Annotated in this window: 11 protein-coding genes; 9 read left to right on the top strand and 2 right to left on the bottom strand. The window is 73.4% G+C overall.

The window, feature by feature from the left end:
* Nucleotides 1-202: 202 nt before the first annotated feature.
* The 6 genes from ABZ267_RS12205 to ABZ267_RS12180 all read left to right on the top strand — a co-directional run bounded on the left by ABZ267_RS12205 (nucleotide 203) and on the right by ABZ267_RS12180 (nucleotide 21,296).
* Entirely contained in the window at nucleotides 203-12,412 is a 12,210-nt protein-coding gene (locus ABZ267_RS12205) for an amino acid adenylation domain-containing protein (protein WP_356754988.1), read from the top strand.
* A 334-nt stretch (nucleotides 12,413-12,746) separates the two neighbouring features.
* Complete coding sequence (locus tag ABZ267_RS12200; protein ID WP_356754990.1) at nucleotides 12,747-12,938, top strand: thiazolylpeptide-type bacteriocin; 192 nt, start codon at nucleotides 12,747-12,749, stop codon at nucleotides 12,936-12,938.
* Nucleotides 12,939-13,106: 168 nt separating this feature from the next.
* Entirely contained in the window at nucleotides 13,107-15,845 is a 2,739-nt protein-coding gene (locus ABZ267_RS12195; RefSeq protein ID WP_356754992.1) for a lantibiotic dehydratase, read from the top strand.
* Nucleotides 15,842-17,641: a hypothetical protein gene (locus ABZ267_RS12190; RefSeq protein WP_356754994.1), complete on the top strand. Its 1,800-nt coding sequence runs from the start codon at nucleotides 15,842-15,844 to the stop codon at nucleotides 17,639-17,641. The genes ABZ267_RS12195 and ABZ267_RS12190 overlap by 4 nt, the downstream gene beginning before the upstream one ends.
* Nucleotides 17,638-19,548: a TOMM precursor leader peptide-binding protein gene (locus tag ABZ267_RS12185; protein ID WP_356754996.1), complete on the top strand. Its 1,911-nt coding sequence runs from the start codon at nucleotides 17,638-17,640 to the stop codon at nucleotides 19,546-19,548. The genes ABZ267_RS12190 and ABZ267_RS12185 overlap by 4 nt, the downstream gene beginning before the upstream one ends.
* Nucleotides 19,549-19,604: 56 nt before the next feature.
* Nucleotides 19,605-21,296 (top strand): thiopeptide-type bacteriocin biosynthesis protein, encoded by a 1,692-nt coding sequence (locus tag ABZ267_RS12180; RefSeq protein ID WP_356754998.1) that lies wholly within the window; start codon nucleotides 19,605-19,607, stop codon nucleotides 21,294-21,296.
* 13 nt (nucleotides 21,297-21,309) lie between these two features.
* Here ABZ267_RS12180 and bla read toward each other — a convergent pair whose 3' ends face one another.
* Nucleotides 21,310-22,260: a class A beta-lactamase gene (bla, locus tag ABZ267_RS12175; protein WP_356755000.1), complete on the bottom strand. Its 951-nt coding sequence runs from the start codon at nucleotides 22,258-22,260 to the stop codon at nucleotides 21,310-21,312.
* Between the two features lie 178 nt (nucleotides 22,261-22,438).
* Here bla and ABZ267_RS12170 point away from each other — a divergent pair, with 178 nt between their 5' ends.
* The 3 genes from ABZ267_RS12170 to ABZ267_RS12160 all read left to right on the top strand — a co-directional run bounded on the left by ABZ267_RS12170 (nucleotide 22,439) and on the right by ABZ267_RS12160 (nucleotide 24,702).
* Nucleotides 22,439-23,302: a LysR family transcriptional regulator gene (locus ABZ267_RS12170; RefSeq protein WP_356755002.1), complete on the top strand. Its 864-nt coding sequence runs from the start codon at nucleotides 22,439-22,441 to the stop codon at nucleotides 23,300-23,302.
* A complete protein-coding gene (locus tag ABZ267_RS12165; protein WP_356755004.1) occupies nucleotides 23,299-24,210 on the top strand; it encodes a serine hydrolase in 912 nt (303 codons plus the stop codon). The genes ABZ267_RS12170 and ABZ267_RS12165 overlap by 4 nt, the downstream gene beginning before the upstream one ends.
* A 63-nt stretch (nucleotides 24,211-24,273) precedes the next feature.
* Nucleotides 24,274-24,702: a pyridoxamine 5'-phosphate oxidase family protein gene (locus ABZ267_RS12160; RefSeq protein ID WP_356755006.1), complete on the top strand. Its 429-nt coding sequence runs from the start codon at nucleotides 24,274-24,276 to the stop codon at nucleotides 24,700-24,702.
* Between the two features lie 77 nt (nucleotides 24,703-24,779).
* Here ABZ267_RS12160 and ABZ267_RS12155 read toward each other — a convergent pair whose 3' ends face one another.
* Nucleotides 24,780-25,031: a hypothetical protein gene (locus ABZ267_RS12155; protein ID WP_356755008.1), complete on the bottom strand. Its 252-nt coding sequence runs from the start codon at nucleotides 25,029-25,031 to the stop codon at nucleotides 24,780-24,782.
* Between the last annotated feature and the right edge of the window lie 218 nt (nucleotides 25,032-25,249).

The following is a 25,249-nucleotide window of genomic DNA, read 5'->3' as shown; positions in this document are numbered from 1 at the left end:
GGTGTTGTCGTACCCCTTCTCGGCGCCCGGGTCAGACTCAGGGTCCACGCCGTCTCCTCCCGGCGGTTGATCCTCTGCGGCCAGGGCGTTCTTAGGATCATCAGCGGGGGGCCGGTGACCGGTGAGCGGACCGAGGTCCTCCGTGAAGAATTCAGCGCGTGCCGTGCCACGCGTTTGGAGAACGGACCCGGGGGACGACGACATGACACTGCTGGATGTACTGCTGGGCGCGGTCCGTGAGGCTCCTGAGCAGGTGGTCGTGCATGTCCGCGGTGACGGCAGCGAGTTGACCGTCGCTCTGCCCGAGCTGCTGGACGATGCGCTGCGCGTGGCCGGAGGTTTCCGGGAGGCCGGTGTCGTGCCGGGGACCTGTGTGCCGTTGCTCGCCGATCGCAGCGAGGACTTCCAGCCCATGTTCTGGGGCGCGCTGGCCGCCGGGCTCGTCCCGGTGCCGCTGGCTCCCGACGCCCGGCGTGTGCTGCCGGTCTGGGAGCACCTGGGCCGGCCGCCCGTCGTCGTGGACGCGGCGACCAGGTCGGTGGCCGGTGAACTGCCCGATGACGTACGCGCGCTCACGCTCGATGTGCTCCGGAAAGGGCCGGTGCTGCGAAAGCCCTTCGGTGCCGGGCCGGACGACGTGGCCTTTGTGCAGTTCTCCTCCGGCAGCACCGGTGCGCCCAAGGGTGTGGAGGTGACCCATCGTGCGGTGCTGGCCAATCTGGAGCAGATGCGGGAGGCGTCGGCGCTCGGTGCGGACGACGTCGTGGTCAGCTGGATGCCGTACTTCCACGACATGGGGCTCATCGGGACCCACCTCGCCCCGCTGGCCGCCCGGGCCAAGCAGGTGAAGATCGGGCCGCTGTCGTTCGCCAAGCGGCCCCAGGTGTGGTTCGAGGTGGCGGACCGGCACCGGGCCACCGTGCTCTCGGCGGCCAACTTCGCGCTCGCGCTGGCCGTACGGCGGGTTCCCGACGCGGTCGTCGAGCGGCTGGACCTGTCGAGCGTACGGCTGATGCTGGTGGGTGCGGAGCCGATCGCGCCCGCGGTGTGGCGGGAGTTCGCCCGCAGGATGCGCCCGGCCGGGCTGGATCCGGCGGCGGCCCAGCCGGTCTACGGGCTGGCGGAGGCGACGCTGGCCGTGACGTTTCCGCCGCCGGGAGAGGTGGCCGAGCCGCTGGTTCTGGACCGGGAGGCGCTGAGCCGGGGTGCGGCCGTCGACGCCGTGGCGGGCGCGCGGGCCGTCGAGCTGATGGACGTCGGGGTTCCGGTGGCTGGCTGTGCCGTACGGATCGTGGACGACGGCGGCGCGGAGCTCGGCGACCGGCGGGTCGGGCACATCCTGGTGCGCGGCCCTCAGCTGGCCCGCGGCTACCACGGCCTTCCCGGTGTGAGCGCCGATGTGTTCTCCGGCGGGTGGCTGCGTACCGGCGACCTCGGGTTCCTGCGGGACGGACGGCTGTGCGTCACCGGGCGCCAGAAGGATGTGCTCTTCCTCAACGGCCGCACCTTCCACGCCCCGGACATGGAGGCGGTCGCGGCGGCGACGCCCGGTCTGCCGCCCGGTGCTCCTGCGGTGATCGGCTCGACCGACCCCGTGACGGGTGGCGAGCGTGTGGTCGTCTTCGTCCCGTGGGCCCGGCCGCCGGCCGAGGCGGCGGAGGTGCTGGATCGGGTCGCCGCCCGGGTCCGCGAGGCGCTGCTCCACGACGACGTACGGGTGCTGGCGCTGCCTCCGGGTGCCTTTCCCCGGACGACGAGCGGGAAGCTGCAACGGCAGCGGCTGCGGGAGCGGTTCGAGGCGCGCGACCAGGAGGCAGGTGGTGGGGTTTCGGCCGGTGGTGGGGCCTCCGCTTCCGTACGGGCCGAGGCTCCGCGCTCGCGGGGCGAAGCCGAACAGGTCGTACGGGAGGTGTGGGCGCGTGTGCTGGGCCGTGCCGTCGAGTCGATCGGGCCGCACGAGCCGTTCGGCAGCCTCGGCGGAACGTCGCTCAAGGCCATGGAGGTGCTCGTGGCCCTGGAGGACGCGTTCGGGCTGACCCTGCCGCCCGCGGTGATCCGTGACCACGGTACGGTCGCCGCGCTGGCCGGGCATGTGCTGACGGCCTTGCCCGCTCCGGACGCCGGGCCGGTGCCTTCCGCGTCCGCGCCTCATGACCGCCAGGACAGAGCAGCCGCCGCAGCCGTCATCGGGATGGCGTGCCGGTTTGCCGGCGCCGATACGCCTGACGCGTTCTGGGAGCTGCTCGTCGACGGGCACGATGCCGTCACCGTCGTACCGGACGGGCGGTGGGACGATTCCGAGGCCCGGTCTGCGGCCTCGCCGAAGCGCTGGGGTGCTCTGCTCGACGATCCCGCCGTTTTCGATGCCGGCTACTTCGGCATCGGTGAGGACGAGGCCCGCGCGCTCGATCCGCAGGCGCGGCTCTTCCTCGAACTCGCCCATGAGGCGCTCGAACGTGCCGGATACGCGGGGCCCCGCCGGCGTGGTCGCAGGGTCGGCGTCTTCGCGGCCGTCGGAGAGAGCGGCTACCGGGAGGTGCTGGACCGTGCGGCCGCCGGCGGGGCTCCGCTGCCCGGCACGCTCACCGGCAACCTGCCGAACCTCATCGCCGCCCGCGTCTCCCAGTGCCTCGACCTCGACGGTCCCGCGCTCGCCGTGGACACGGCCTGTTCGTCGGGGCTGGTGGCGCTGCATCTGGCGCGGCGCAGCCTCCTGGACGGCGAGTGCGATCTCGCGGTGGTCGGCGGGGTCAACCTCCACCTGACCTCCACCGGTCACCGCCTGCTGGAGGAGGCGCAGGCCCTCTCCCCCACCGGCCGCAGCCGCGCCTTCAGTACCGACGCCGACGGCTTCGTCCCCGGTGAGGGGGGCGCGGCCGTCGTCCTGACACGTCTGGACGCCGCCCGTGCCGCCGACGACTCCGTACTCGCGGTGGTCCGCGGCACGGCCGTCAACAACGACGGCCGCTCGATGAGCCTCATGGCGCCCAATCCGCTGCGGCAGCGCGAGGTCATCACCCGGGCGTACGAGGCGGCCGGGATCGATCCCGCCTCGGTGACCTATGTGGAGGCGCACGGCACGGGCACGGCTGTCGGTGACCCGATCGAGCTGCGGTCGCTCGCGCACGCGTTTCCGGTACGGGCCGACGGTGAGTCGCGGCTGCTCGGTTCGGTGAAGACGAACATCGGGCATCTGCTCAACGCGGCCGCTCTGCCCGCGCTGGCGAAGGTCGTGCTGGCGCTGCACCACCGCACGCTTCCGGCGTCGTTGCACCATGCGTCGCCCTCTCCGGGCCTCGTGCCCGCCGGTTTCTCCGTGGTGACCGAGGCCCGGGAGTGGACCTCTGCCGGGCCGCTCGTGGCGGGCATCAACGCCTTCGGCTTCGGCGGCACCAACGCCCACGCCGTACTGGAGGAGGCACCGGCCCGCGCCCCGTACGAGAGCGTGGACGGCGGTCCGCGTCTGCTGACCCTGTCGGCCCGCAGCGCGGACGGACTGCGCGAGGCTGCGGAGCGGTTGGCCGCCCATCTGGGCAGCCACCCGGAGCTGGACGAAGGTGACGTCTGCTTCACCGCGAGCACGTCCCGGGACGACGGTCCCTACCGGCTCGCCGTCGTCGCGGACGGTGATCTGCGCGACCGGCTCACGGCGTCCGTACCGCGCGCGGAAGGCGTCGCCCGTTCGCGGCCGCGGCTCGTCTTCCTCTTTCCCGGGCAAGGCGCGCAGTTCCCCGGGCGCGACCGGGAGCTGTACCGTACGGCGCCGGTGTTCCGGGAGACCCTCGACGAGGCGTCCGCGCTTCTCGGACCGGTGTGCGGGCGGTCCCTGGTGGAGTGGGCGGTGGACCCTGATGTGGACCGTGACGCGCAGGCCGTGACGGAGGTGGCGCAGCCGCTGCTCGTCGCCTCCGGGATCGCGCTCGCCCGGCAGTTGCGGGAGTGGGGCGTGGAGCCCGACGCGGTGGCCGGACACAGTGTCGGGGAGATCGCGGCGGCCTGTGTCGGCGGAGTGCTGAGCCTGCGGGACGCCGTACGGTTCGCGGCCGAACGCGGCCGTCTCATGGGCGCGTTCACCGATCCGGGCGCCATGGTCGCCGTCCGTGGGAGTGAGGAGGCCGTCGCGGCGGTGGTGGCGGAGGCTGATGGTGACCTCGCCGTGGCCGCGTACAACGGTCCGGGGCTTCAAGTTCTCTCCGGTTCCGTGAGTGCGGTGGAGCGGGCCGGCCGCGACCTCGATGGCCTGGGCATGCCCGTACGTCGTCTGCGGGTCTCCCGTGCCTTCCATTCACCGCTGATGCGCCCGGTCGCCGACCGGCTCGCCGACGCGGCCCGTGCGCTCACGCTCCACGACCCGTCCGTCCCGCTGATGAGCACGGTCACCGGCGAGTGGCAGCCGGTCCTCGACCCCGAGTACCTACGCGACCACGCTCTGCGGCCGGTGCTGTTCGGGGCCGCGGTGGAGCGGATGGCCGGGGAGGGGTACGACACGTTCGTGGAGGTCGGGCACGGGGCGATCCTGTCGGGCGCGGCGCGTGCGGCGGCGGCGGTTGCGGGAGTGTGTCGGGGGGCTGATACGGGCGATGGGGCGCGTGAGGCGGCGGACGAGGGAGTAGGGCAGGGAGCTGACGCGGTTCCTGCGCTTACCGACGAGCGGCGCGAGGCTGCGGCGGCCGAAAAAGTACGTCACGGCGGCACACCTGCCGATGGGTCGCGCGAGGCCACGGCAGCTGACCGGGCTCGTGGTGTGCTGGTCCTTCCCGCTCTGCCGGGCCGTGCGGACACCCGCGCTCCGGGCGGTGACGGGCTCCGGGCGCTCCTGGAGACCGTCGGGCGGCTGTGGTCGCGTGGTGTGCCGCTCGACCGGTCCGCTCTCGACGCCGGTCACCGCCGGGTCCCGCTGCCCACCTATCCCTTCCGGCGTCGCCGGTACTGGGCCGATCCGCCGGTGAGCCCTCTGCTTCACCAGGTGCTGTGGGAGGACTCCGCGTTGCCCGAGGCCGCCACCAAGGCGGTGGTGCGTTCCGTTCTGCTGACGGGTCCTGATGCCGCGTCCGTCGAGCGGCTCGGCGAACAGCTGGCCGCCGAGGGCATCCGGCTGCACACCGCAGGCGCGGAGCAGGAGCCGCCGGATGCCGTCGTGCTGGTGGCCGGTTCCGCTCCGGACGCGGACGAGGGCGCCGATGCGCTCGACCGGGCGCAGGAGGCCGCGCTGGCCGCCTTCGACGTGGCGCTCGCCGCGCTCGACGCGACGCGGGCGCGCCGGATGGTGGTGCTGACGGAGGACGTCCACACCACCGGAGCCGCGTCCGAACGGCCTCGGCCCGCCCATGCGGTGCTGGGCGGCGCGCTGCTGGCTCTGCCGGCGGAGGCGCCCGGCTGCTCGGCCACCGGTGTCGACCTCTGCTCGTTGGACACCCCGGCCCAGCGGCTGGCCTCCGTGCTCGCCGAGCTGCGTGCGGACGGCGGCGCTCCGGGCGGGGCCACCACCGTCGCCTGGCGCGCCGGTCGCAGGCTCAGCCGTACGATCGCGCCTCTGGCGGTCAAGGAGGCGGCCGGGTCCCTGTTGCCGCCCGACGGCACCTTCCTCATCACCGGCGGTGGCGGCGGGATCGGCGGCGCGCTCGCCCGGGACCTGGCCGGACGAGGCCGACCCACCCTCGTACTCGCCGGACGCTCCCCGCAGCCTCCCGCAGGACTCGTCGAGGAACTCCGGGCGCTGGGCGCCACCGTCCACTACCGCGTGGCCGATGTCTCGGTCGAGCAGGACGTCGACGCGCTCATCGCCCAACTGCCCCGTCTGGACGGCCTCTTCCATGCGGCAGGAGTCGTTCGCCTCGGCACGCTGCGGAAGCGTCGCGCGGAGGAGACCGCCGCCGTCCTGGCCGCGAAGACGCGGGGCACTGTGCTGCTCTCCGCAGCTCTGCGGCGATACGGGCTCGATCCGGCGGTCCGTGTCGCGTTCTCGTCCGTCTCCGCGCTGCTGCCCGGACTGGCGGGCGGTCTGGGCGAGTACGCCGGTGCCAACGCCTTCCTCGACGCGTTCGCCGCATCGGAGCGTCTGGCCGGAAGGCCCTGGCAGTCCGTGAACCTCGCCGCTTTGGCCGATACGGGCATGGCCACGGGCCTCGGCACCGGATCGGCGCAGGGCTCCCTGGCCGTACAGCGGACCGGAGGCCGGCCGGTGGCCACCGCTCCCGCGCTGGCGGCACTCCGTACGGCGTGCGGGGTCGATGCGGCGCAGTTGCTGCTGGCCGATCTGGCGGTGCCGTCTCCGCCGGCGGAGGGCGCGGCGGTCGTTGCCGGGGCCTCGCTGCCTGTAGCGGGGGCGGCGGCCGAGTCCGTACCGGATGCACGACCGTCTCGGTCGCTGGTGACTGCGGAGGCTGCTACGGAAACCAGCGCCGATACCGCCGCGTTGCTGCGCCGCCTCCTGGCCGTGGCGTTGCGGCTGCCGCCTGCCGAGATTCCTGACGACGCGCCGTTCCTCACCCTCGGCCTGGACTCGCTCGCCGCCGTCGACCTCGTACGGCAGCTGGAGCGGGAGCTGGGCACCTCCCTGCCCGCCACGCTCTTCTTCGAGTACCGGACCGTCCGCGAACTGGCCGCCCACCTCGACGCTTCCGCCGACCCCACGCCGACCCCGCCGACGGCCCCCTCCCCCATCGCGGACGGCGTGCCGTTCCCGCTCACCCCGGTCCAGCTGGCCCTGCACACCAGCAGCCGGCTCCACCCGGACATCCCGGCTCACGGATACGTCCGCCAGACCGTCGCAGGGCCACTGGACAGCGGGCTCCTCGGCCGCGCGCTCATCGCGCTCGCCGAGCGGCACTCCATGCTGCGGATCCGGATGGAGAACGGCGGCGCGAGCGAGGCCGGCGGAGCGCCTCGGCAGTACGTCGCGCCCGCCACCGCTCCGGCCGACTGGTACGAGGTGCGCGAGCGTCCCGGTCCCATCGCGGAACTCGAAAGCGCCCTGCGCAACCGGCCGTTCGACCTCTCCGCCGAGCCGCCCGTCCGCGCGGTCCTGGCCCGCGAGACCCCGGACCTGGCCCATCTGGTGCTGGTGATCCACCACGCGGCCGGTGACGGCTACAGCCTCAACGTCCTGGCCGAGGAGCTCTGGTCGCTCTACACCGCCCTCGCCCACGGAGAGGACCCCGCGCCTCAACTGCCCGACCAGCCCACCGACTTCGCGCGGTACTCCGCCGCTGCCGCCGAGGAGCGGTCCTCCTCGGCCGGTTCCGAGGCTCTCGCCGCCGACCTGCGCCACTGGTCGGACCGGCTGGCCGGCCGAGGCGAGGCGCTGCGGCTGCCGTACGACGGTGATCCCGCCGCCCTTCCGGCCGCGCCTCTGGCGACCCGCCTCAGCGCACTCGACGCGCAGGCGACCGCCGCGCTGGAACAGCGGGCCGCCGCGCACGGTGTGAGCCTGTTCCATCTGCTGCTCGCCGTCCATGTGCGGTGCCTGAGCCGGTGGAGCGGGCAGCGCGAGGTCGCGGTGAACGTCGCCCGCGCCCGGCGGGACGTCCGGCTGCCGGGTCTGGACCGGCTGGTGGGACCGCTCGCCGACACCCTCCCGCTGCTGTGCGCGAGCGACCCGGACGAACCGGTCGAGGTCCTGGCCGAGCGGCTCGGGCGGATCTGGCTGGAGAGCGAGCGGCATGCGGCGCCCACCAGCCTGGACCTGGCCCGGCTGCTGCCGGACGACCCGGCGGCGACAGGGCCGCGGACGGTGAGCCCGGCCGGGTTCAGCTTCGCCCGCTTCCCGGCGGCGCTCGACGCGCGGTGCCCGGTGACCGTACGGCCGACGGCGGCCGGGACCGGCACGCCGGCCACCCGCCTCAGCCTGCTGTGCTGGCAGGACGGCCCGGTCCTGCGCTTCTCGTGGAACTTCCCCGTCCACCTCTTCGACACGGCGACGGTGGCGCGGCTGGACCGCGACTTCCACGCCGAGCTGACCGCCCTGGCGGAGGCCACCGGCGCCGCGACGGAGTACGCCACGATCGTGGAGCGGCTGCTCGCCCGGTTCCGGGCCGCACCGGACGCGGTCGCCGTCGACACGAGAACCGGCAGTCTGACGTACGCCGAACTCGACCGTGCCTCCGAGGCCCTCGCGGCCCGGCTCGTGGCCCACGGTGTCACTCCGGGAAGCCTGGTCGGGCTGCTCACCGAGCCCGGCGCCAACGCCATCGTCTCGGTCGTCGCCGTCCTGCGCGCCGGCGCCGGCTGGGTGCCGCTGGATCCCGGCCACCCGACCGCGCGCCTCGCGGACCAGCTCGGCCGCTCGGGAGCCCGTACGGTGCTCTGCCACGCAGCGACCCGCGCGGTCGGCGAGGCGCTCGGTGACGTCGGCCTGGTCTCCGTCGACGTGACGGCGGTCGCCGCGCAGGGCCACGGCGAGGTTTCCGTCCCTCCTGTCGACGTGGACTCCATCGCCTACGTGATCTTCACCTCCGGCTCCACCGGACGCCCCAAGGCCGTACCCATCACCTACCGTTCGATGGAGAACTACCTCTCCTGGGCCATCGGCACCTTCGGGTACGACGAGCACGACCGCCTCGCTCAGACGGCCTCGCTCTGCTTCGACGCCTCCATCCGCCAGCTCCTCGCGCCGCTGCTCGTCGGCGCGACCGTGGTGACGGTGGACCGGGACCTCCTGCGCGACCCGGACCTCCTGCTGACCCATGTCGAACGCGCCCGGATCACCGTGTGGAGCTCCGTACCCACCCTCTGGGAGCAGCTCCTCACCGCGGCCGAGGAGCGAGTACGGCGCGGCGCACCACGGCCCGGTCTCTCCGCTCTCCGGTGGGTGCACGTCGGCGGCGAGGCCCTGTCGCCCGCCCATGTGCGCCGCTGGTTCGATCTCTTCGGCGACGGGCAGCGCATCGCCAACCTGTACGGGCCGACCGAGGCCACCATCAACACGACCTGCCACATCATCGGCACCCGGCCCGCCGACCACGTACGGCGGCTGCCGATCGGCCGTCCCGTGGCCGGGACGGAGGTGGAGGTCGTCGGGCCCGACGGAGAGCTGCGGCAGCCCGGTGAAGCCGGTGAGCTGCTGATCTCCGGGACCGGTCTGACGCCGGGCTACCTCGGTGAACCGGACCTGACCGAGGCCGCGTTCACCTACCGGCGCGGGCGGCGCTGGTACCGCAGCGGCGACCGGGCGCGGGTTGCCGAGGACGGCAGCCTGGAGTTCCTCGGGCGTCTGGACGACCAGGTGAAGGTGCGCGGCAACCGGGTCGAGCTCGGTGAGATCGAGGCCGTGCTCCGCGCCCATCCGGACCTCACCCAGGCCGTGGTACTCCTCCAGGAGGGCCGCCTCATCGCGTTCGTGACCCCGAGGCCGGGCGCGTCCGGCGCGGACGCCGTGGCCCTGCGGCTCCATCTCTCGCGGACTCTGCCGTCGTACATGGTGCCGTCCCGCATCACTGCGGTGGACGCGATGCCGCTGACCGGCACGGGCAAGATCGACCGGCGTCGGGTGCTCGAACTCTTCTCGGGCGGCCGGGTGAACGGCGGAAGCGCGGCGGTGACCTCCGGCGATGTCCTCCGTACGCCGCCGGGCGATGTTGTCCGTACGCCGCCCGGCGATGTATTGCGGACGCCGCCCGGTGATGTTCTGCGTACGCCGCCCGCGACGGTGACCGAGGTCCGGCTGGCCCGGATCTGGTCGGTCCTGCTCCAAGCCGACGATGTGTGCCGTGAGGACGACTTCTTCGCACTGGGCGGCGACTCCCTGCTCGTGCTGGAGGTGTTCGCCCGGCTGGAGAAGGAGGGCGGTCCGCTCCCCCGGCCGACCGTGATCTACCGTCACCGCACCTTGGCCGCACTCGCCGCAGCCGTCGATACGGCCGCCTCGGCCCCGGAATTCGTGGACGCCGCAGGTCCCGTCGCGGCCGTGACGGAGGGGGCCGGGCCCGCGCCCTTCCCGCTCACGCCGACCCAGCGAGGCTTCCTGCTGGCCGAGGCCATAGCACCGGGTGAGGCGTCGTCCTGGCTCACCCGACTGCGTCTGCGCGGACCGCTCGACGCGGCCCGGTTCCAGCAAGCGGTGGACGCCCTCGTCGCACGGCATCCCATGCTGCGCACCGTCTTTCCCGCCGGCGCACGCCCGGCCGTCCAGCAGGAGCTGCCGCCGTCCCTGCGCCTGCCGGTGGACTTCGAGACCCTCACCGACCCGCGCGCCGTCGACGACAGGACCGCCGCCGAACGGGCGCGCCGCTTCGAACCCTGGGCCTGGCCCCTGCTGCGCCTGCGCGTGCTCACTCTCGCGCCCGACGACCACATCCTGCTGGTGCACGCGCACCACATCATCGGCGACGGCTACAGCGCGGCGCTCCTGATCCGGGAAGTGACGACCGTGTACGACGCGTTGTCCAGCGGTGAGGAGCCGGACCTGGCCCCGCTGCGCAGCACGTTCCGCGACCACGCCGTCCGGCTCGCCGTAGGGGCGGAGGCGGCGGCGGACGGGAGCCGGTGGGAGCGGCTCAGCGCCTCTTACCAGCCGCCAGTTCTCACCGCCGAAACCGCCGAGCCCGGCGGGAGCGGCCGGAGCGGCGGAAGCGTAAGTGAGGCGAGCCGTCATGTGCCTTTCCATGCGCACGAGTTCACGATCGAGGCCGACCAGGTGGAGCAGCTGCGCGGCCTCGCCTCCCGCACCGGCGCCACCCTCTACGCTCCCGTACTGACCGCCTACTACCGGGCGCTCGTGGCGGCGACCGGCCGGGAGGATCTGGTGCTCGGTCTCGCCGTGAGCGGCAGGGACCTCGCTCTGTCGGACGCGCACCGGGTGTTCGGCCCCTATGCCACGGCCGTGCCGCTGCGGCCGGCCGGTCCGGGCTCCGAGCGGACCACCGACGCGGACTTCGCGGACGACCTGCGGCGGGTCGTCGCCGAGGCGACGGCGGCACAGGTCCACGAAGGTCCCGTACCGTCCCTGCCCAACGGGCTGCCGCTGGCCTCGCAGTTCTTCTTCACCTACCTGGACTTCTCCGCGCTGGGGCCGGAGAGCGGACGGAGCCTCACGGTCGGCCGTCCGGACGGCGGCGAGTACACGCCGCCTCCGGTCGGTACGGATGTGTTCCTGGCGGCCGGCCTGGACTCCGGGCGGCTGCGGCTCACCGTCCGCGCGTCGGCGACGGCGTTCACACCGCAGGCCCTGGCCGCGTTCGCGGAGGCGGTACGGGATGCGTTGACGCACGCGGCGGCCGGGCCGGTTCCGGAGCGGCGGCGCGCCGCGAGCTACCCGGTGACGAACGGGCGGGCGCAGGACATGGATGCCGCGCTCATCGGCTATCTGCCGTCCCCGGCCCACCTCGCCCGGCTGGCACGGCTGCCGGAGGCGGCGCTGCCGCGTGAGGAGCTGCGCACCCTGCTCTTCCCGGACGGGCGCCCGCGCCTCCTGGAGACCTTGAGCACGCCGCTGGGACGTTCGGGTTTTGTGTGCGTCCCGCTGTTCGCGGACGAACTGGCAGCGGACTCCGCTCTCCTCCGTCACACCGCGCACGGCGTGGAGCTCGCCTCGTCGCTCGGTGCCCGGTCCGTCTCCCTCGCCGGCATGATTCCGTCGCTCACCGGCTACGGGTTCGACGTCCTGCGCGCCATCGGCCCCACCGGAGCGACCACGGCCGTGACCACCGGCCATGCGGCGACGGTCGTCTCCGTCGTCAAGACCGTCCACGCAGCGCTCGACGCCACCGGGCAGGAACTGGCGTCTCTGACCGTCGCGTTCGTGGGGCTCGGCTCCATCGGCTCCTCGTCGCTGGAGCTGCTGCTCGGCCGGGCGGCGAGCCCGCCGGCCCGGCTGCTGCTCTGCGACGTGCCGGGCAGCGGACCGCGTCTCAAGGAGCTGGCCGAAGGCCTCCGCGAACGCGGTCTGGCCGATGAGATCGACGTACTCGAATCGGCCGGCGGTCTTCCCGACGCGGTCTACGAGGCACGCCTGATCGTCGCGGCGGTCAGCGGCGGCGGCACGCTTCTCGACGTCGACCGTCTGGAACCCGGTACGACGGTGGTCGACGACTCGTTCCCGCACTGCTTCGACACCGGGCGGGCCCTCGGCCGGATGGACCGGTCGAAGGACGTCCTGGTGGTGGGCGGCGGGCTGCTGAGCGTCGGGACGGTGGAGCGGCAGGTGGCCGACGGCCTTCCGGCCGCCGCGGTGGCCGGATACCTCGCGCAGCCCTCGCTGCCCGGCACCATCGCGTCCTGCCGGCTGGAGTCCCTGCTCCACGCCTCCGGAACGGACGTACCGCTCGTTCGTGGCCCGGTCGACGCGGCCACCGGTCTGGCCTACTGGGCTGCGGCGGAAGCCGGCGGGACAGGCGCGGCGCCGCTCCATCTGCTCACCCGCACCATCGACGCGGACATGGTCCGGCAGATGATGGACAGGGCCCGGACCGAATAAACGTAAGGATTGTCTCTCCGCGCCCCTCCGGATGGCAGAAGAATCCGGACGGAGGGGCTCCGGAACAGCGGATTCACCTTTCGATACCGCCTCGTCGAGAGAAAAGCCGACAGAGTCGCCGCTCTCCACGCGTGCCGTTTTCCGAAGCAAACAGGTGACATCGCGCGCCAGCGGTCACCAGGTGGCAATCGTCCGGTAATCGCACGTTTAAGACATTCCTCTGCCGTCCCGTTGGCTGAATACGGTGCTGCTCCGGGTGCCGCGCTCCGACCTACGCTGCCGAACCGGTGCACACAGGAGCACCGTTTCTGCTCTCTCGACTCCCGGAGAACACATGTCACTTCCCGAAATGACCACCTCCTTCGATCTCGGCGAGCTGGATCTCGGAGACATCACCGTCACGGCGATGCGCGACACGGCCGGAATAGGCGAGTCCACCTACTCGCTGTCGTCCTCCTCCTCGACGTCCTGTCAGGGTTGCAGCGGCTGCAGCGTCCAGCCGCCGGTGCAGTTCGACACCGCGTGACACAGGTGCCGTAAGGGCTTCCGCGGCACCGCACCGGCCCGTTCGCGCGCCATGGTGCCGCGGAGGCCCGCCCGTGTACGAACCCGGCGACTCCGAAAGGTCTGCCGGGGCCCTGTCCAACGCTTAGTCGACTGGATCGATGTGAAACCGCCCGTACCGGAACTCCAGATGCCCACGGCCTCCGTTCGCGACCGGCGTGCGGTCCCGCGCCCCCGGATCGCCTCCGGCGCGCTGGTCCGTACGACCCTGCTGAGCCTGCCGGCCGAGCCCGGCCCGGCCGTCGCGTTCCGGGCCGCGCTGGCCGAGCTGGTGGTGGAGGAGGGTCGACTCGCCGCGCTGGCCCCGGCGCTCGGTGACGCGCTGTACGCGAGCCGGGCGGACCACACGGAGGAGTTCCACCGCGAGGTGGTGCTGCCGCTCCGCCGCGACGTGCACAACGGACGCGAGCCGCGGCCCGCCCTTCTCCGCGGCCTCGGCGACCTGCCCGACCGGGTACCCGAACTACGTGCCTGGCTCGACGCGCGCGGGCGTAGGGAGGAGCTGCTCAGGACGCTCCGGTCCGGGGCCGCTCCCGCTCTGGCCGCCGGTCGGTCGGTGCTCGCCGGGTTGTGCCGGGAGCCCTCGTTCCTGCGCGCCGCGTCCTTCACCAGCGCCGACCTGCTGCGGGCGGTGGTGCGGGCCGGACAAGGGCCGACGGACCGCAGGACGCGGAAGGAGGAGGCGGGTGTGCTGCGGCACGCGACGCGGGCCGTCGCCCGGACGACTCCGCTGTCGGCCTTCACGGGGGTCGGGTGGGGGATGCTGGCGTCCGCACCGGGCAAGCGGGAAACCGGTTCCTGGAACGGTGCTGAACTGCCGGTCGGTTCGGCGCGGGCCGTGGTTCGCGCCAACCGGACGCTGGTGGACACGCTGTTCGCGGCGCTGGCCGAGGACCCGCGCCGTCGCTCGACCCTGCCGCACCGCATGTGCAGCAGCCCGCGTATCGCTGAAGGGCGTGCCGCCTTCGCCCGCTCCCGTACGGCCTTCACCGCCGCGCGCTTTCTCGCGGTGGAGGACGACGAGGTCACTCTCGGCGCGGTGGAACCGCTGCAACGGCTCGCCGCGCTGTGCGATCCGCCGGCGACGCTCGACGCGCTGGCCGGGATGCTCGCGGCGGGAGGGCCCGCGGCCCTGGACGCGGACCCGACCTCGATCCCGGATCCGGTGCAGGTCGCCGCAGCAACCGTCTTCCTCCGGCAGGTCGGTGACGCGGGGCTGCTCGTCCCGGTGCAGCCCTTCGACCTCCAGGACCCCGACCCCCTCCCCCGGCTGGCCCACTGGTTACGGGAGACCGGCTCACCGCAGGACCGCGCACTGGCCGTGCGCATCGAGGAACTTTCCGCTGTCACCGGCGAGTTCGGTACCGCCGACCCCGGCCGCCGCGCCGAACTGCTCGCCACGCTGAGGGACCGCTGGGTGACGCTCCTCGCCGAGGTGGGCCGCTCGGTGGGCCCCTCGCCCGCACGCCTCACCGTCCTCAGCGAGGACATCGTCCTGCGGCAGCCGGTCCGGCTGAACGGCTTCCTCGGCGACGCCGATCACCAAGCGCTGGCTGAACTGGCCTCTCTGGCCGAGGCGTTCGACGTCGGTCCGGTGGTACGGCGGCAGGTACGGGACGCCTTCGTCGCGCGGTACGGTCCCGGCGGCATCTGCCCGCACGTGTGGGACTTCGGCGCCGACGCGAACGCGGCATGGCAGCGGGCCGCACAGGCCGCCGAGGATGGCGGCTCCGGCGCGGACGGCGACGGCGCCACCGCCGCCGGCGGTGTCCGACGACTCGCCGCGCTCCGGGCCGAGCTGGTGAAGGCCGTGCACGCGACCCACGGCGACGGGGCCGATGACGATGTCGTCCTGCCGGCCGGCCTGGTGGCCGCACTCGGCTCCCGGCTGCCGTCGTGGGCGGCCCGGCGCCCGGTCTCGTACACCGGGTTCGTCCAGCGTGCGCCCGGCGGGATGCTGTGCGTGAACCATGTGTACGGAGGGTGGGGACGGTTCAGCAGCCGCTTCCTGGACTCCCTGGACCCCGGGGCCGTACGGGAGACGGCCGCCGCCGTGTCCGCCACGCTCGGCCCCGGCGCCCGCGTGGCCCAGGTGCGGCCGGTCAGCGGCTTCAACGCCAACCTGCATCCCCGGTTCGTACCGGAGGAGATCGGGCCGGACCGCTCGTCCACCTCCCTCGCGATGGACGACGTCGAACTGGTCCACGACCTGGACGGTGACGAGGTGCGCGTCCGGATCAAGGCAACCGGTGAGTGGGCCGATGTGCTCTACGCGGGAGTCTTCGCGCCGCTCCTGCTCCAGCCGAGGCTCGCGCCTCTGCTGATGGACCAGCCGCACGGCATGGCCGATTTCGGCGGCCTCGTGCCCCGTCACCTCACCGCCGTGCCGGGCGGCGACCTGATCCGCACTCCACGCCTGCGCCACCGCCATCTCGTGCTGCGCCGGCGCCGCTGGCAGTTGGCGGGCCCCTCGGTGGCGGTGCTGCTCACGGAGCTCGCGGCGGAGGGTGAGGTACCGGTGGAGACGGTGGCGCGCTGGCGGGCCCTGCTCGGCGTACCCGATCAGCTCTATCTGCACGCCGCGCCACCGGTCCGGGGCGGTCGGGTGGACGAAGACCTCCTGAGCGCTCTGGACCGCCCGAAGCCGCAGTACGTGGACCTCGGCGACGCGTTGCATCTGCGCTGCCTCGGCAAGTGGCTGGCCCGCCACCGGGACGGTGCGGTCCTGGAGGAGGCGCTGCCCGCACCGGCCCGAGGCGAGAGGTACGCGGCGGTGGAGCTGGTGGTGGAGACCTACCGTGCCGGTACTGCCGGCGCTTGCGGTGACCGTGCGCTTGCCCGGCAGGCGAACCGAAGGGACGACCGATGACCGTCGATCAGGCGGCGCAGAGCGCGACCACCTCTCCGGAAGGCGGACAGGCAGAGCCGGACGCGCTGGATTCGCTGATGCGGTGGACGTTACGGCCCGGGGTCTCGGTGACCGTGCTCCACAACGGCGTACACCTGCGGGGCTGGATCACCAGCGTCACGCTGGAGGGCGGCGCCGGGCTGCCGGTGCTGTGGAACCGCCTGGCCGAAACGCTCGCGACGGACGGGAGCGCGGAGCTGGCGCGGACGTTCCCGGCGGGTTCGCCGCTGCGGGCCGCCTTGGTGACGGTGATCGACCAGTTGCACGCCCACGACCTCCTGGTCGAGCGCCCCGGCGGAGAAAAGTGGCTGGATGCGGTGGCCGACCGGCCCACGGTGGCCGCAGCCGCGCTCTCCCGCAGCCGGGTGCGGGTTCTCGGCGCGCGTCCGGACGGTCCGCTCTCACGCGCCGCCGTACGGGCGCTGGACCGAGCCGGTGTCCGGACGGAGACCGTGGAGACGGCGGACCTGCCGGACGGACAGATCCTGCTGGTCGCCTCCGAAGTCGACGTGTCGCCGGCCCTCGCAGGCGAACAGGACAGCGCGGTGGCCGTCGGCCTGCGCTCAGGCGTCGGATTCGTTACGCCGGTGGGCAGCGCGCGCCAAGCGCGTGCCGATGCCGACGGGCTGGCGGAGAGGTTGCGCCGGCGCGAGGTTCACGGGGCGGCCGAGCACCCGGGTCCGGCCGCACTCCTGGCCTCCTCCGCCGTGCAGCGGCTGGTGTGTGCGGTGGCCGGTCTCCGCGACCCGTCGGCCGAGGCGGGCGACGCGCGCCTGCTGCCCGGCCTGCCGGCGGCACTGGTCGCGGAGCGGGAGCCGTTGCGGGGTGAGTACCGGAGCTGGGCGGGATCCGTGCTCGTGGACGCCGACCGGGTCCGGCCGCGTCCTGCCGTACGGACGTTGGCCGAGGCGCTGGCCCGTATCCCGGTCCTCACCGACCGCATGGCCGGAGTGCTGGACGAGCCGGCCCCCGGGCCGCTGCCTCAGCTGCCGGCGGCGCTGGTCCGCTGCTCGGTGGCGGACGAGGTCCTGCTGTCCGGCGCGGCCCGGGCGGACCTGGCCCGGCTGGAGGCGGTCTGCCGAGCGGCCGAACTCCGGTTGGGAACGGAGGGATGGGACCTGGTGGTCGGGGCGGGCGCGGACCACGCGCGCGGGCGGGCGTTGCGGCGGGCGCTGACGCGGCAGCACACCGCAACAGCCACGCACGTGCCCTGGAGCCCCGACCCCGAACACCACCCGCAAGCCCACCACTGGTGGTCCGTCCTGGTCCGGCGGCTCGGAGTCGACGCGGAGGTGGCGGTGTCACGCCTCGGTACGGGCGGCGGCGGAGCTGTGTTCCGGGCACGGTTCCGGGAGCGCGCATCCGGCCTGCTCGGCACGGCCGTCGAAGCGTCGGCGGACGATGCCGTCGCCTTCGCCGCGCTCTCCGCCGTGGTCAGGGTCCAGTCGGCCACCGACGCACCGCACGCCCGGCACCTGGTCACACCCACCGGCGCGTCAGCCACGCTCGCCCGTCCCGAAGCCACGGCCCCTTGGGAGGACACCGGGTGGACGACGGCCTGGCTGGCGGAGGCGGCCGGCCGGGAGCCGGAGCTCCAGGAGGCCTTGGCCGCACTGACCGGCTGGTCCCCGCAGCCCTGGGAGCCGCCGGCCGGTGCGCACGCCGACGTACGCGTGCTCTGGTCGGCGCTGCGGCAGTGCGGCTTCTCCGTCCTGTCCGCGCGCCACGAAGCCCTCTCCGCGGAAGGATCACCGTGACCACCGCCACCGACCCGCTCCACCAGGCCCTCGCCGCGGAGGTACCCGGTCCCGTCCTCGACACGGCGGGCGCCCTGCGACTCACCGAAGGCAGCGCCGTCGTGGTCCTGGACTCCTGGACACTGGAGACGGCGGAGGAGCTGTCCCGGCACGCGCTGCGCCAGCCGGTGACGCTCGTGCCCGTCCGGAGCGACGGGGCGCTGACGGTCGTGGGACCCGTGCTGCGGCCCGGCGCGCGAGGGTGTCTGTCGTGCTCCGAGTACCGGCGGCTGGCGACGATCGGCGGCCGAGTGCCGTGGCACAGCCCGGCGCTGCGGCTGGCGGGCCGGCCCTCACCCGCGTTCGTCGACGCCGTCGCCGTCCTGGCCGCGTCCCTCCTGGCCGACGACGAACCGGCCGTCCATGTCGTCCACAGCGGCCGCGCCACCTGGTCGACCCACCGCTTCGAGCCCATGGGCGGGTGCGCGGTCTGCCAGCCGTTGCCGCCCGACGGCCCGGAGGTCGCCGAGGCCGCCTTCGGCCCGGCCGCGCGCCGCTCACCGAGGCCGGCCGGCGACCCGGAGACGCTGCGCGAGCCCAACGCACGTACAGGCTTGGCGGGTCTGCGGGAGGTGCTGTTCGACGAGCGGTTCGGGCCGGTCCACCAGATCCTGCGTACCGAGGAATCCGTACACAGCCTGACCAGCGCGTATGTGACGTACGGCCGTCACACGCGCGACGGCGGCTACGGGCGGAGCATCGACTTCGAGAGCAGCGAGCGCGTCGCTCTGTTCGAAGGCGCGGAGCGCCTGGCGTCGATGAGCCCCACCGGTCACCGGACCGTCCTGCGCGCCTCGTACGCCGAGCTCGGCCCGGAACGGGCGGTGGACCCCGTGCGGCTCGGGCTGCCCGACCCGGTCCACCACGGCCATCCGGCCTCCGCGACCGTGCCGTACACACCGGAGCTGGAGCTGGACTGGGTGCACGGCTGGTCCCTGACCCGGGACCGTACGACGTCGGTGCCCGAGCACGTCGCCTACTGGGACCCGAGCCCGGGCCGGGCCCGGGTGGTGTACGAGTGCTCCAACGGCTGCGGGCTGGGCAACAGCCCGGCGGAGGCCGCGTTGTACGGGCTGTTCGAGGTCGCCGAGCGGGACGCGTTCCTGATGGCCTGGTACGCGCGCACACCGCTGCGCCGGATCGCCGTACCGGCCGAGGACCTGGAGGCGGCGCACCTCGTGGACCGTGCGGCGCTCGCCGGTTACCGGGTGGCGCTGTTCGACGCGACGAACGACTTCGAGGTGCCCGCCGTCATCGCGGTCGCGCTGCACCGAGGCCGACCGGCCACGGCTCCGGGCGCGTTCGTCGCCGCCGGGAGCCATCACCATCCGCGTACCGCGATCCGCTCCGCGCTCGCCGAGGTGGTGACCAATGTGGTGAACGCCGTCCACCGGCACCGGGCCGAGCCGGAGATGTTCGACCGGCGGCGGCTGCTCCCGATGCTGGAACAGCCTGCGCTGGTGCGGACGTTGGCCGACCATGTGGCCGTCAACACCCTTCCCGAGGCTCGCTCCCGCCTGGACTTCCTCGACCCGGACGGCCCGGAGACGGACTGGCGCGACATCTGGCCCGAGGCGGCGGAGCCCGTACCGGATGTCACCGTCCTGCTGGAGCGGACCGTGGCCCGGCTGGCCGGTCTCGGCCTGGAGGTCGTCGCCGTACCGCTGAGCGAGTCCGTCGTTCGCGACCGGCTCGGGCTGCACACGGTGAAGGTCGTGGTGCCGGGCTCGCTGCCGATGACGTTCGGCCATGTCAACCGGCGCACGCTCGGGCTCGACCGGCTGCTGGACGTGCCGTTCCGGCTGGGACGCGTGGAGCGCCGGGCCCGTCATGGCGAACTCGCGCTGCATCCGCACCCGTTCCCGTGAGGGACTCCGCCTTCCCACTGCCCGACCCGCCGAACACCGGAACAGGAAGCCATCCCGTGACGAACGGATCCCCGGACACCTGGCTCAGCCTCCACTGCTTCCTGCGCTCCGCTCCCGAGGACGTCGACGCGTTCCTCACCGAGGACGTGGCGCCGCTCCTCGACGGGCTCGGGGCCGACGGCTGGTTCTTCATCCGGTACGACGAAGGCGGCCACCATCTGCGCCTGCGAGTGCGCGGTGTCTCCGAGGAGCGGGCCGCGTCCCTGCCGAGGGCTGTCGCGCGGCCGGCCGAGCGGGTGCCTGTCACCGAGTCCGTACACGGGCAGAACGTGCACGAGCAGGACGTACGCGGGCAGGCCGAGCACGCCGAGGTTCGCGTGGAGCCGTACGTTCCCGAGACCGCGCGCTACGGAGGGCCAGCGGCCCTGCCGGTGGCGGAGGAGGTGTTCCAGCGCTCCAGCCAGGTGGCGGTGCGGGCCGTACGGGACGCGCCGCGTGGCAGTGCCCGGCTCGCTCTGGCCATCGATCTCGCGCACACCACCGCTCTCGCCTGCGGCATGGACCGGCTGGCGGCGGCGCGGTGGCTGCGGCTGCACGCCGCGAGCTGGCGGTGGGCCGAGGACGTGCCGCTGCTCGGTCCACAGCACATCCACGCGCGGGTCAACAGCGTCTACGCGCTCCAGCGCGACACGCTCGCGAGCCGGGCGCGGGACCTGCGGCAGGCGCTGGAGGACGGTACGGCCACCGGTGCGCCGGCCGACTGGTACGACGGCGTCCGCGCTGCCGACCGGGCGCTGCGTGCCGTCTCACCGCCGGTGGGCGGCCCGTACATCTGGGCGTCCCAGCTGCACATGCTGTTCAACCGGATGGGCCTGGCGCCCGACGAGGAGCGGGCGGTCTGCCGGCTGGCCGCGCGCACGCTCCTGGACCGGGGCGAGCCGGCCTCGTTCTTCCCGGACGACCACACCGCGCCCGACCGGCAGTACCTGGAGCGGAGCAAGTTCCACCTCGGCCGGGAGCAGGACTCGGCGCCACGAGACGTACCGGCCCGTGAACCCGGCCTCCGAGGCGGCACCGAACTGCCGCTCCCCGCAGGCCCGTTCCCGGAGGTCTCGCTGCGCGCGGTGATGAACAGCCGGGTCTCCCGGCGCGGTTCGCTCGCCGGCCCGCTGGACGCGGCCTCGCTCGGCACGCTGCTGTGGAGCGCGCACGCGTCCGGGCACGAGTCGGTCCACCGGTTCGCCGACGGCGGTGAACGAGTCATGCGCCACCGGCCGTATCCGAGCGCCGGCGCTCTCTACACCGCCGGTCTCCGGCTCATCGCGCTGGACGTCGACGGGCTGGCGCCGGGCACCTACCAGTGCGTGCCGGAACGCCGATCGCTGCGGTACGTCGGTCCGGCACCGGCCATGGACGACATCAGGTCGCTGTCCTCGTACCTCTCGCGCGCCGACGACGACCCCGACGCCATCGTCCCGGACGCGCTGCCGGTGGTGCTCGGCCTCTATGTCGATCTGGGCCGGCTCCGGGAGCGTTACGGTCTCCGTGCTCTGCGTCTGGGCCTCCTGGAGGCGGGCCACCTGGCGCAGTCGCTCCTGCTCACCGCCACCGCGCTGGGCCTGGGCACCACACCGCTCGGCGGGTTCCGGGACGATCTGGCGCACGAGATCTTCGGGCTCGACGACCTGGACCAACCATTCCAGTACATCCTGCCGGTCGGCCGCCGTCCGGAGATGACCGCGCCGTAGAGCTCCGGCCCGCTCAGGCGAACGCGCCGAGGGCCACCTTCGCGGCTCCGGCGATCAGCGCGTCGTCGCGTTCGGCGTCCTTGGTGTCGCGGCGGGAGAGGACGGCGATCGCGATCGGGGCGGCGCGCGGGGGCCAGACGACGGCGATGTCGTTACGGGTGCCGTAGCCGCCGGTTCCGGTCTTGTCACCGACCACCCAGCCGCGCGGCGTGCCCGCGCGGATGGTGTGGTCACCGGTCGTGTTGCGCTTGAGCCAGTCGGCGAGCACGGCCCGCTTCTCGGCCGGGAGCGCGGAGCCGAGGACGTACGCACGCAGGTCCGTGGCCAGCGCGCGAGGTGTGCTGGTGTCACGGAGGTCGCCGGGTGTGGCGTCGCTGAGGGCGACCTCGTAGCGGTCGCAGCGGGTGACGCGGTCGCCGATTCCGCGCAGCGCGTCCTGGAGGCCCCGGGGCCCGCCCAGTTCGCGGAAGAGGAGGTTGGCGGCGGCGTTGTCGCTGTAACGGATGGTGGCGTCGCACAGTTCCCGCAGGGTCATGCCGGTGTCGACATGCTGTTCGGTGATGGGCGAGTTGGGGATGATCTCCTCCTGGCCGTAGCGCACGAGGCGTTCCATCTGCGGCAGGCTCTTCTTCGCCAGGACGGCACCGGCGAGCAGGGCTTTGCAGGTGGAGGCGTAGGCGAACCGGTCGTCCGGGCGGTGGGTGACGGTCCGGCCGTCGCCGGTGTCGATCGCGTACACGCCGAGCCGGGCGTCGAACTTCCGCTCCAGCTCGGCGAAGGCGCGGTCGGTACGCGGCAGGGTCGCAGCCGACGGCGAGGGTCCGGAGCGGCTCGGTCCGCTCCTTCCGTCGGTGGCCGTCTCCGGTCCGGCCGAGGAACAGCCGGTGAGCGGGGACAGGGCGGCGCCGGTCAGTGCGGCGAGCGCGGAGCGGCGGGAGACATGGGCGGGCGTACGGGAGGGCACGGCGGGGGACCTCTCTCTCGGCGGTGTTCGTTCGTGGAGCGCGGGCTTCTCGCCCGGTCGTAGCCGGGCTGCGTCGTCAGCCTCTGCGGAGTCAAACCCGCCGCCGGTCCGCATGTCGAATACAATCTCGGCATCGGAGTGATTCATCGGCCATATCGCCGCATGCCAGGGAGGCGGAGTGCTGACGGAACGGCATCTGGAAATCTTCGTCGCGCTGGCGGAGGAGGAGCATTTCGGTGCCGCTGCCCAACGGGTCGGGATCACGCAGCCGCCGCTCTCGCAGGGGTTGCGCCGGCTGGAGGCGCTGCTCGGAGTCCGGCTGTTCGAGCGGGAGCGCGGCGTGTTTCTCACCGAGGAGGGCGCGCTGTTGCTGCCGCACGCCCGGCGTGCTCTGGCCGCGCTGGCGGAGCTTCGTGAGACCGGTGCCCGTGAGCACGCGGACGGCCGCCGTCTGCGGCTGGGGCTGGCGCCCGAGGTGCCGGCGCCGCTCGCGGCCGATGTGGCGGCCGCGCCGGTCCGGGCCGGTGACCGGGCCCGGATCAGCACGGTGACGGCTCCCACCTCGGCCCTGCTCTCCGATGTCGCGTCCGGCCGGCTCGACCTCGCCGTGGTCCGGCATCCCGCCGTGCTGCACGGCCTGGCCGCCGGAGAGGTGATCCTGCTGCCGACCTGGATCCTCGCTCCGGCCCACCCGTCGTCCACGGCACCCCGGCGGCTGCCCGTCGCGGTACGGCCCCGAGGCGAGGCGCCCGCCGCTCATGACCTGTTCGTCGACACACTGGCGAGCCGGGGCCGCCGGGTGGAGACGGTGGTGGTCACCGACGAGCGGGCCGGGCTGGCGCTGGTGGCGGCGGGCCAGGCCGTCCTGGTCACGGCGGACGAGGCGCTGACGGCCTCGCGGGTCGAGCGGCGGCCCGCGACCGATCCTCCGCTCCCGCTACGGCTGCGGGTCGTCTGGAATCCTCGGCGTTCCGGCTCCGAGGATCCGGCCGGGACGGCCCGGCTGCTGGAGGACGTCCTCGCCCGTAGGGCGGCACGGTGAACGGCCCTCGGCGCGGCGGCGTGGAGCGGACCATCCGCTCCTTGTTCGACGACGCCGGTGTCCGGGGCTGGCTGCACGTGGCGCAGCTGGACCGTCCGTCAACCCGTGTGGTCGTCGACCCGGACGAGCAGGTGCCGATGGGTTCGGTCTACAAGGTGCCGCTGATGACCGCCTTCTGCCGGCTGGCCGATGCCGGGCGGCTCGACCCGCGTCACCGGCTCACCTTGGAGGCCGCCGACCGGGTGCCCGGCCCCACGGGCCTGTCCATCCTGCGCGACCCGGTGACGATGTCGCTGCGCGATCTGGTGGTGCAGATGATGAGCGTCTCCGACAACACGGCGGCCCATGCGGTGCTGCGTACGGTCGGTGCCGAGACCGTCGACCGGGTGTGTGTGGATCTCGGTCTGCCGCTCACCCGGATCCACGGCGGGGTCGTCGGTACGTTCGACCGGCTGCTCGCCGATACGGGCGCCGGGTCGCTGGACGCCGCCATGGCCCAGGTCGCGGACAACGACACCGTCGTACCGCCGGACGTCTACGACCCCGCGTACAAGGCGTCCTCCACACCGGCCGAGATCGCCCGGCTGCTCCGCGCGATCTGGACGGACGAGGCCGCGTCCGCCGAGAGCTGCTCCTTCATGCGCGCGGCGATGCGCACCCAGCCGTGGACCCACCGTCTCGCCTCCGGATTCCCGTACGACGACGTCACCGTCTACGGCAAGACCGGCACGTTCGGCTCGATGCGCCACGAGGCGGGAGTGGTGGAGCTCGCGGACGGCAGCCTCTACACGGCCGTGGTCTTCACCCAGGCCGCCCGCGCCGACAAGAAGCTCCCACGCGCGGACGCCGTGATCGGCGCGGTGGCCAGGGTCGCGGTGGAGGAACTTCGTACGAACCAGGATGTCTGAGCTGCCGCCGGGCGCGCGGTGCGGCAGCCTGGGTCAGGACATCCCGTCTATGGAGGAGAAGTTGTGGCTCTGACCCGTGACGAGCGTGAACAGTTCCTGGCCGAACCGCACATCGCCGCGCTGGCCGTGGACTCGGCCGAGGAGGGGCGCGCGCCGCTCACCGTGCCGATCTGGTATCAGTACGAACCCGGCGGCGACGTCTGGATCATGACGGGCCGTGACTCCCGCAAGGCCCGGCTCATCGCCGAGGCGGGCCGGTTCTCGCTGATGGTCGAGCGGGTCGAACCGACCATCCGCTATGTGTCCGTCGAGGGCCCCGTCGCCGCGACGCTTCCCGCCACCCGTGAGCAGCTGGTGGAGATCTCCTCGCGCTATCTGCCGGCGGAGAAGGTCGAGGCTTACGTCGACTTCTCCTGGAAGGAACACGGCGAGCAGGTGGTGATCCGCCTGCGGCCGCAGCGGTGGCTGAGTTCGGACCTCGGCGCGTCCTGAGCCACGGGCCGCCGGCCCCGGAACGAGAAGCAGGGCCCACCCCCGAGGGGGTGGGCCCTGTTTTCACCGCTGGAGGATCAACGGCCCTGGAGGTACTGGGCGTAGAAGTGGCCGTGCTCCGCCGCGACGTGCTGCCGGCTCTCCGTGGCGTAGGTGATGCCGTACGGGCCGCCGAGGTTGGTGTACTCGGCGTGACCGCGGTGCGCCTCGACGGCCTCGTAGCCGGCACCGGTCTTTCCGCCCTCCCAGCCATCGGCCGCGGCGGGCGTGGCCGCCACGAGGCCGGCCACGGCGACGGTCGCAAGGGTGACGGCGATACGACGAAGCATGGGTGCTCCTTCTCAGCAACTGCGTAACGGATGGTGCGGAGCCCTAACCATTACGCGGTAGAGGCGGGTCGACCCGGCGGACACGCACATGCCGGAGGCAGTACACCTGGACGGCCGCACCTCGCCTCCAGCGCCCCTCCTTCGGCACGCCAGGGCCCACGCCCGCCCAACAGAAAATCCCCGGTCCACAATTGCGTGCCAGGGATTCTTCCGCGTAT

This window comes from Streptomyces sp. NPDC006174, assembly GCF_040614075.1.
Lineage (GTDB): Bacteria > Actinomycetota > Actinomycetes > Streptomycetales > Streptomycetaceae > Streptomyces.
Note: the sequence above shows the minus strand (reverse complement) of the source record. Positions and strands in the feature narration are given on the sequence as shown.

Coding starts and splice junctions, on each gene's coding strand:
- ABZ267_RS12205 (WP_356754988.1), top strand. CDS start 203: ATGACACTGCTGGATGTACTGCTGGGCGCGGTCCGTGAGGCTCCTGAG.
- ABZ267_RS12200 (WP_356754990.1), top strand. CDS start 12,747: ATGTCACTTCCCGAAATGACCACCTCCTTCGATCTCGGCGAGCTGGAT.
- ABZ267_RS12195 (WP_356754992.1), top strand. CDS start 13,107: ATGCCCACGGCCTCCGTTCGCGACCGGCGTGCGGTCCCGCGCCCCCGG.
- ABZ267_RS12190 (WP_356754994.1), top strand. CDS start 15,842: ATGACCGTCGATCAGGCGGCGCAGAGCGCGACCACCTCTCCGGAAGGC.
- ABZ267_RS12155 (WP_356755008.1), bottom strand. CDS start 25,031: ATGCTTCGTCGTATCGCCGTCACCCTTGCGACCGTCGCCGTGGCCGGC.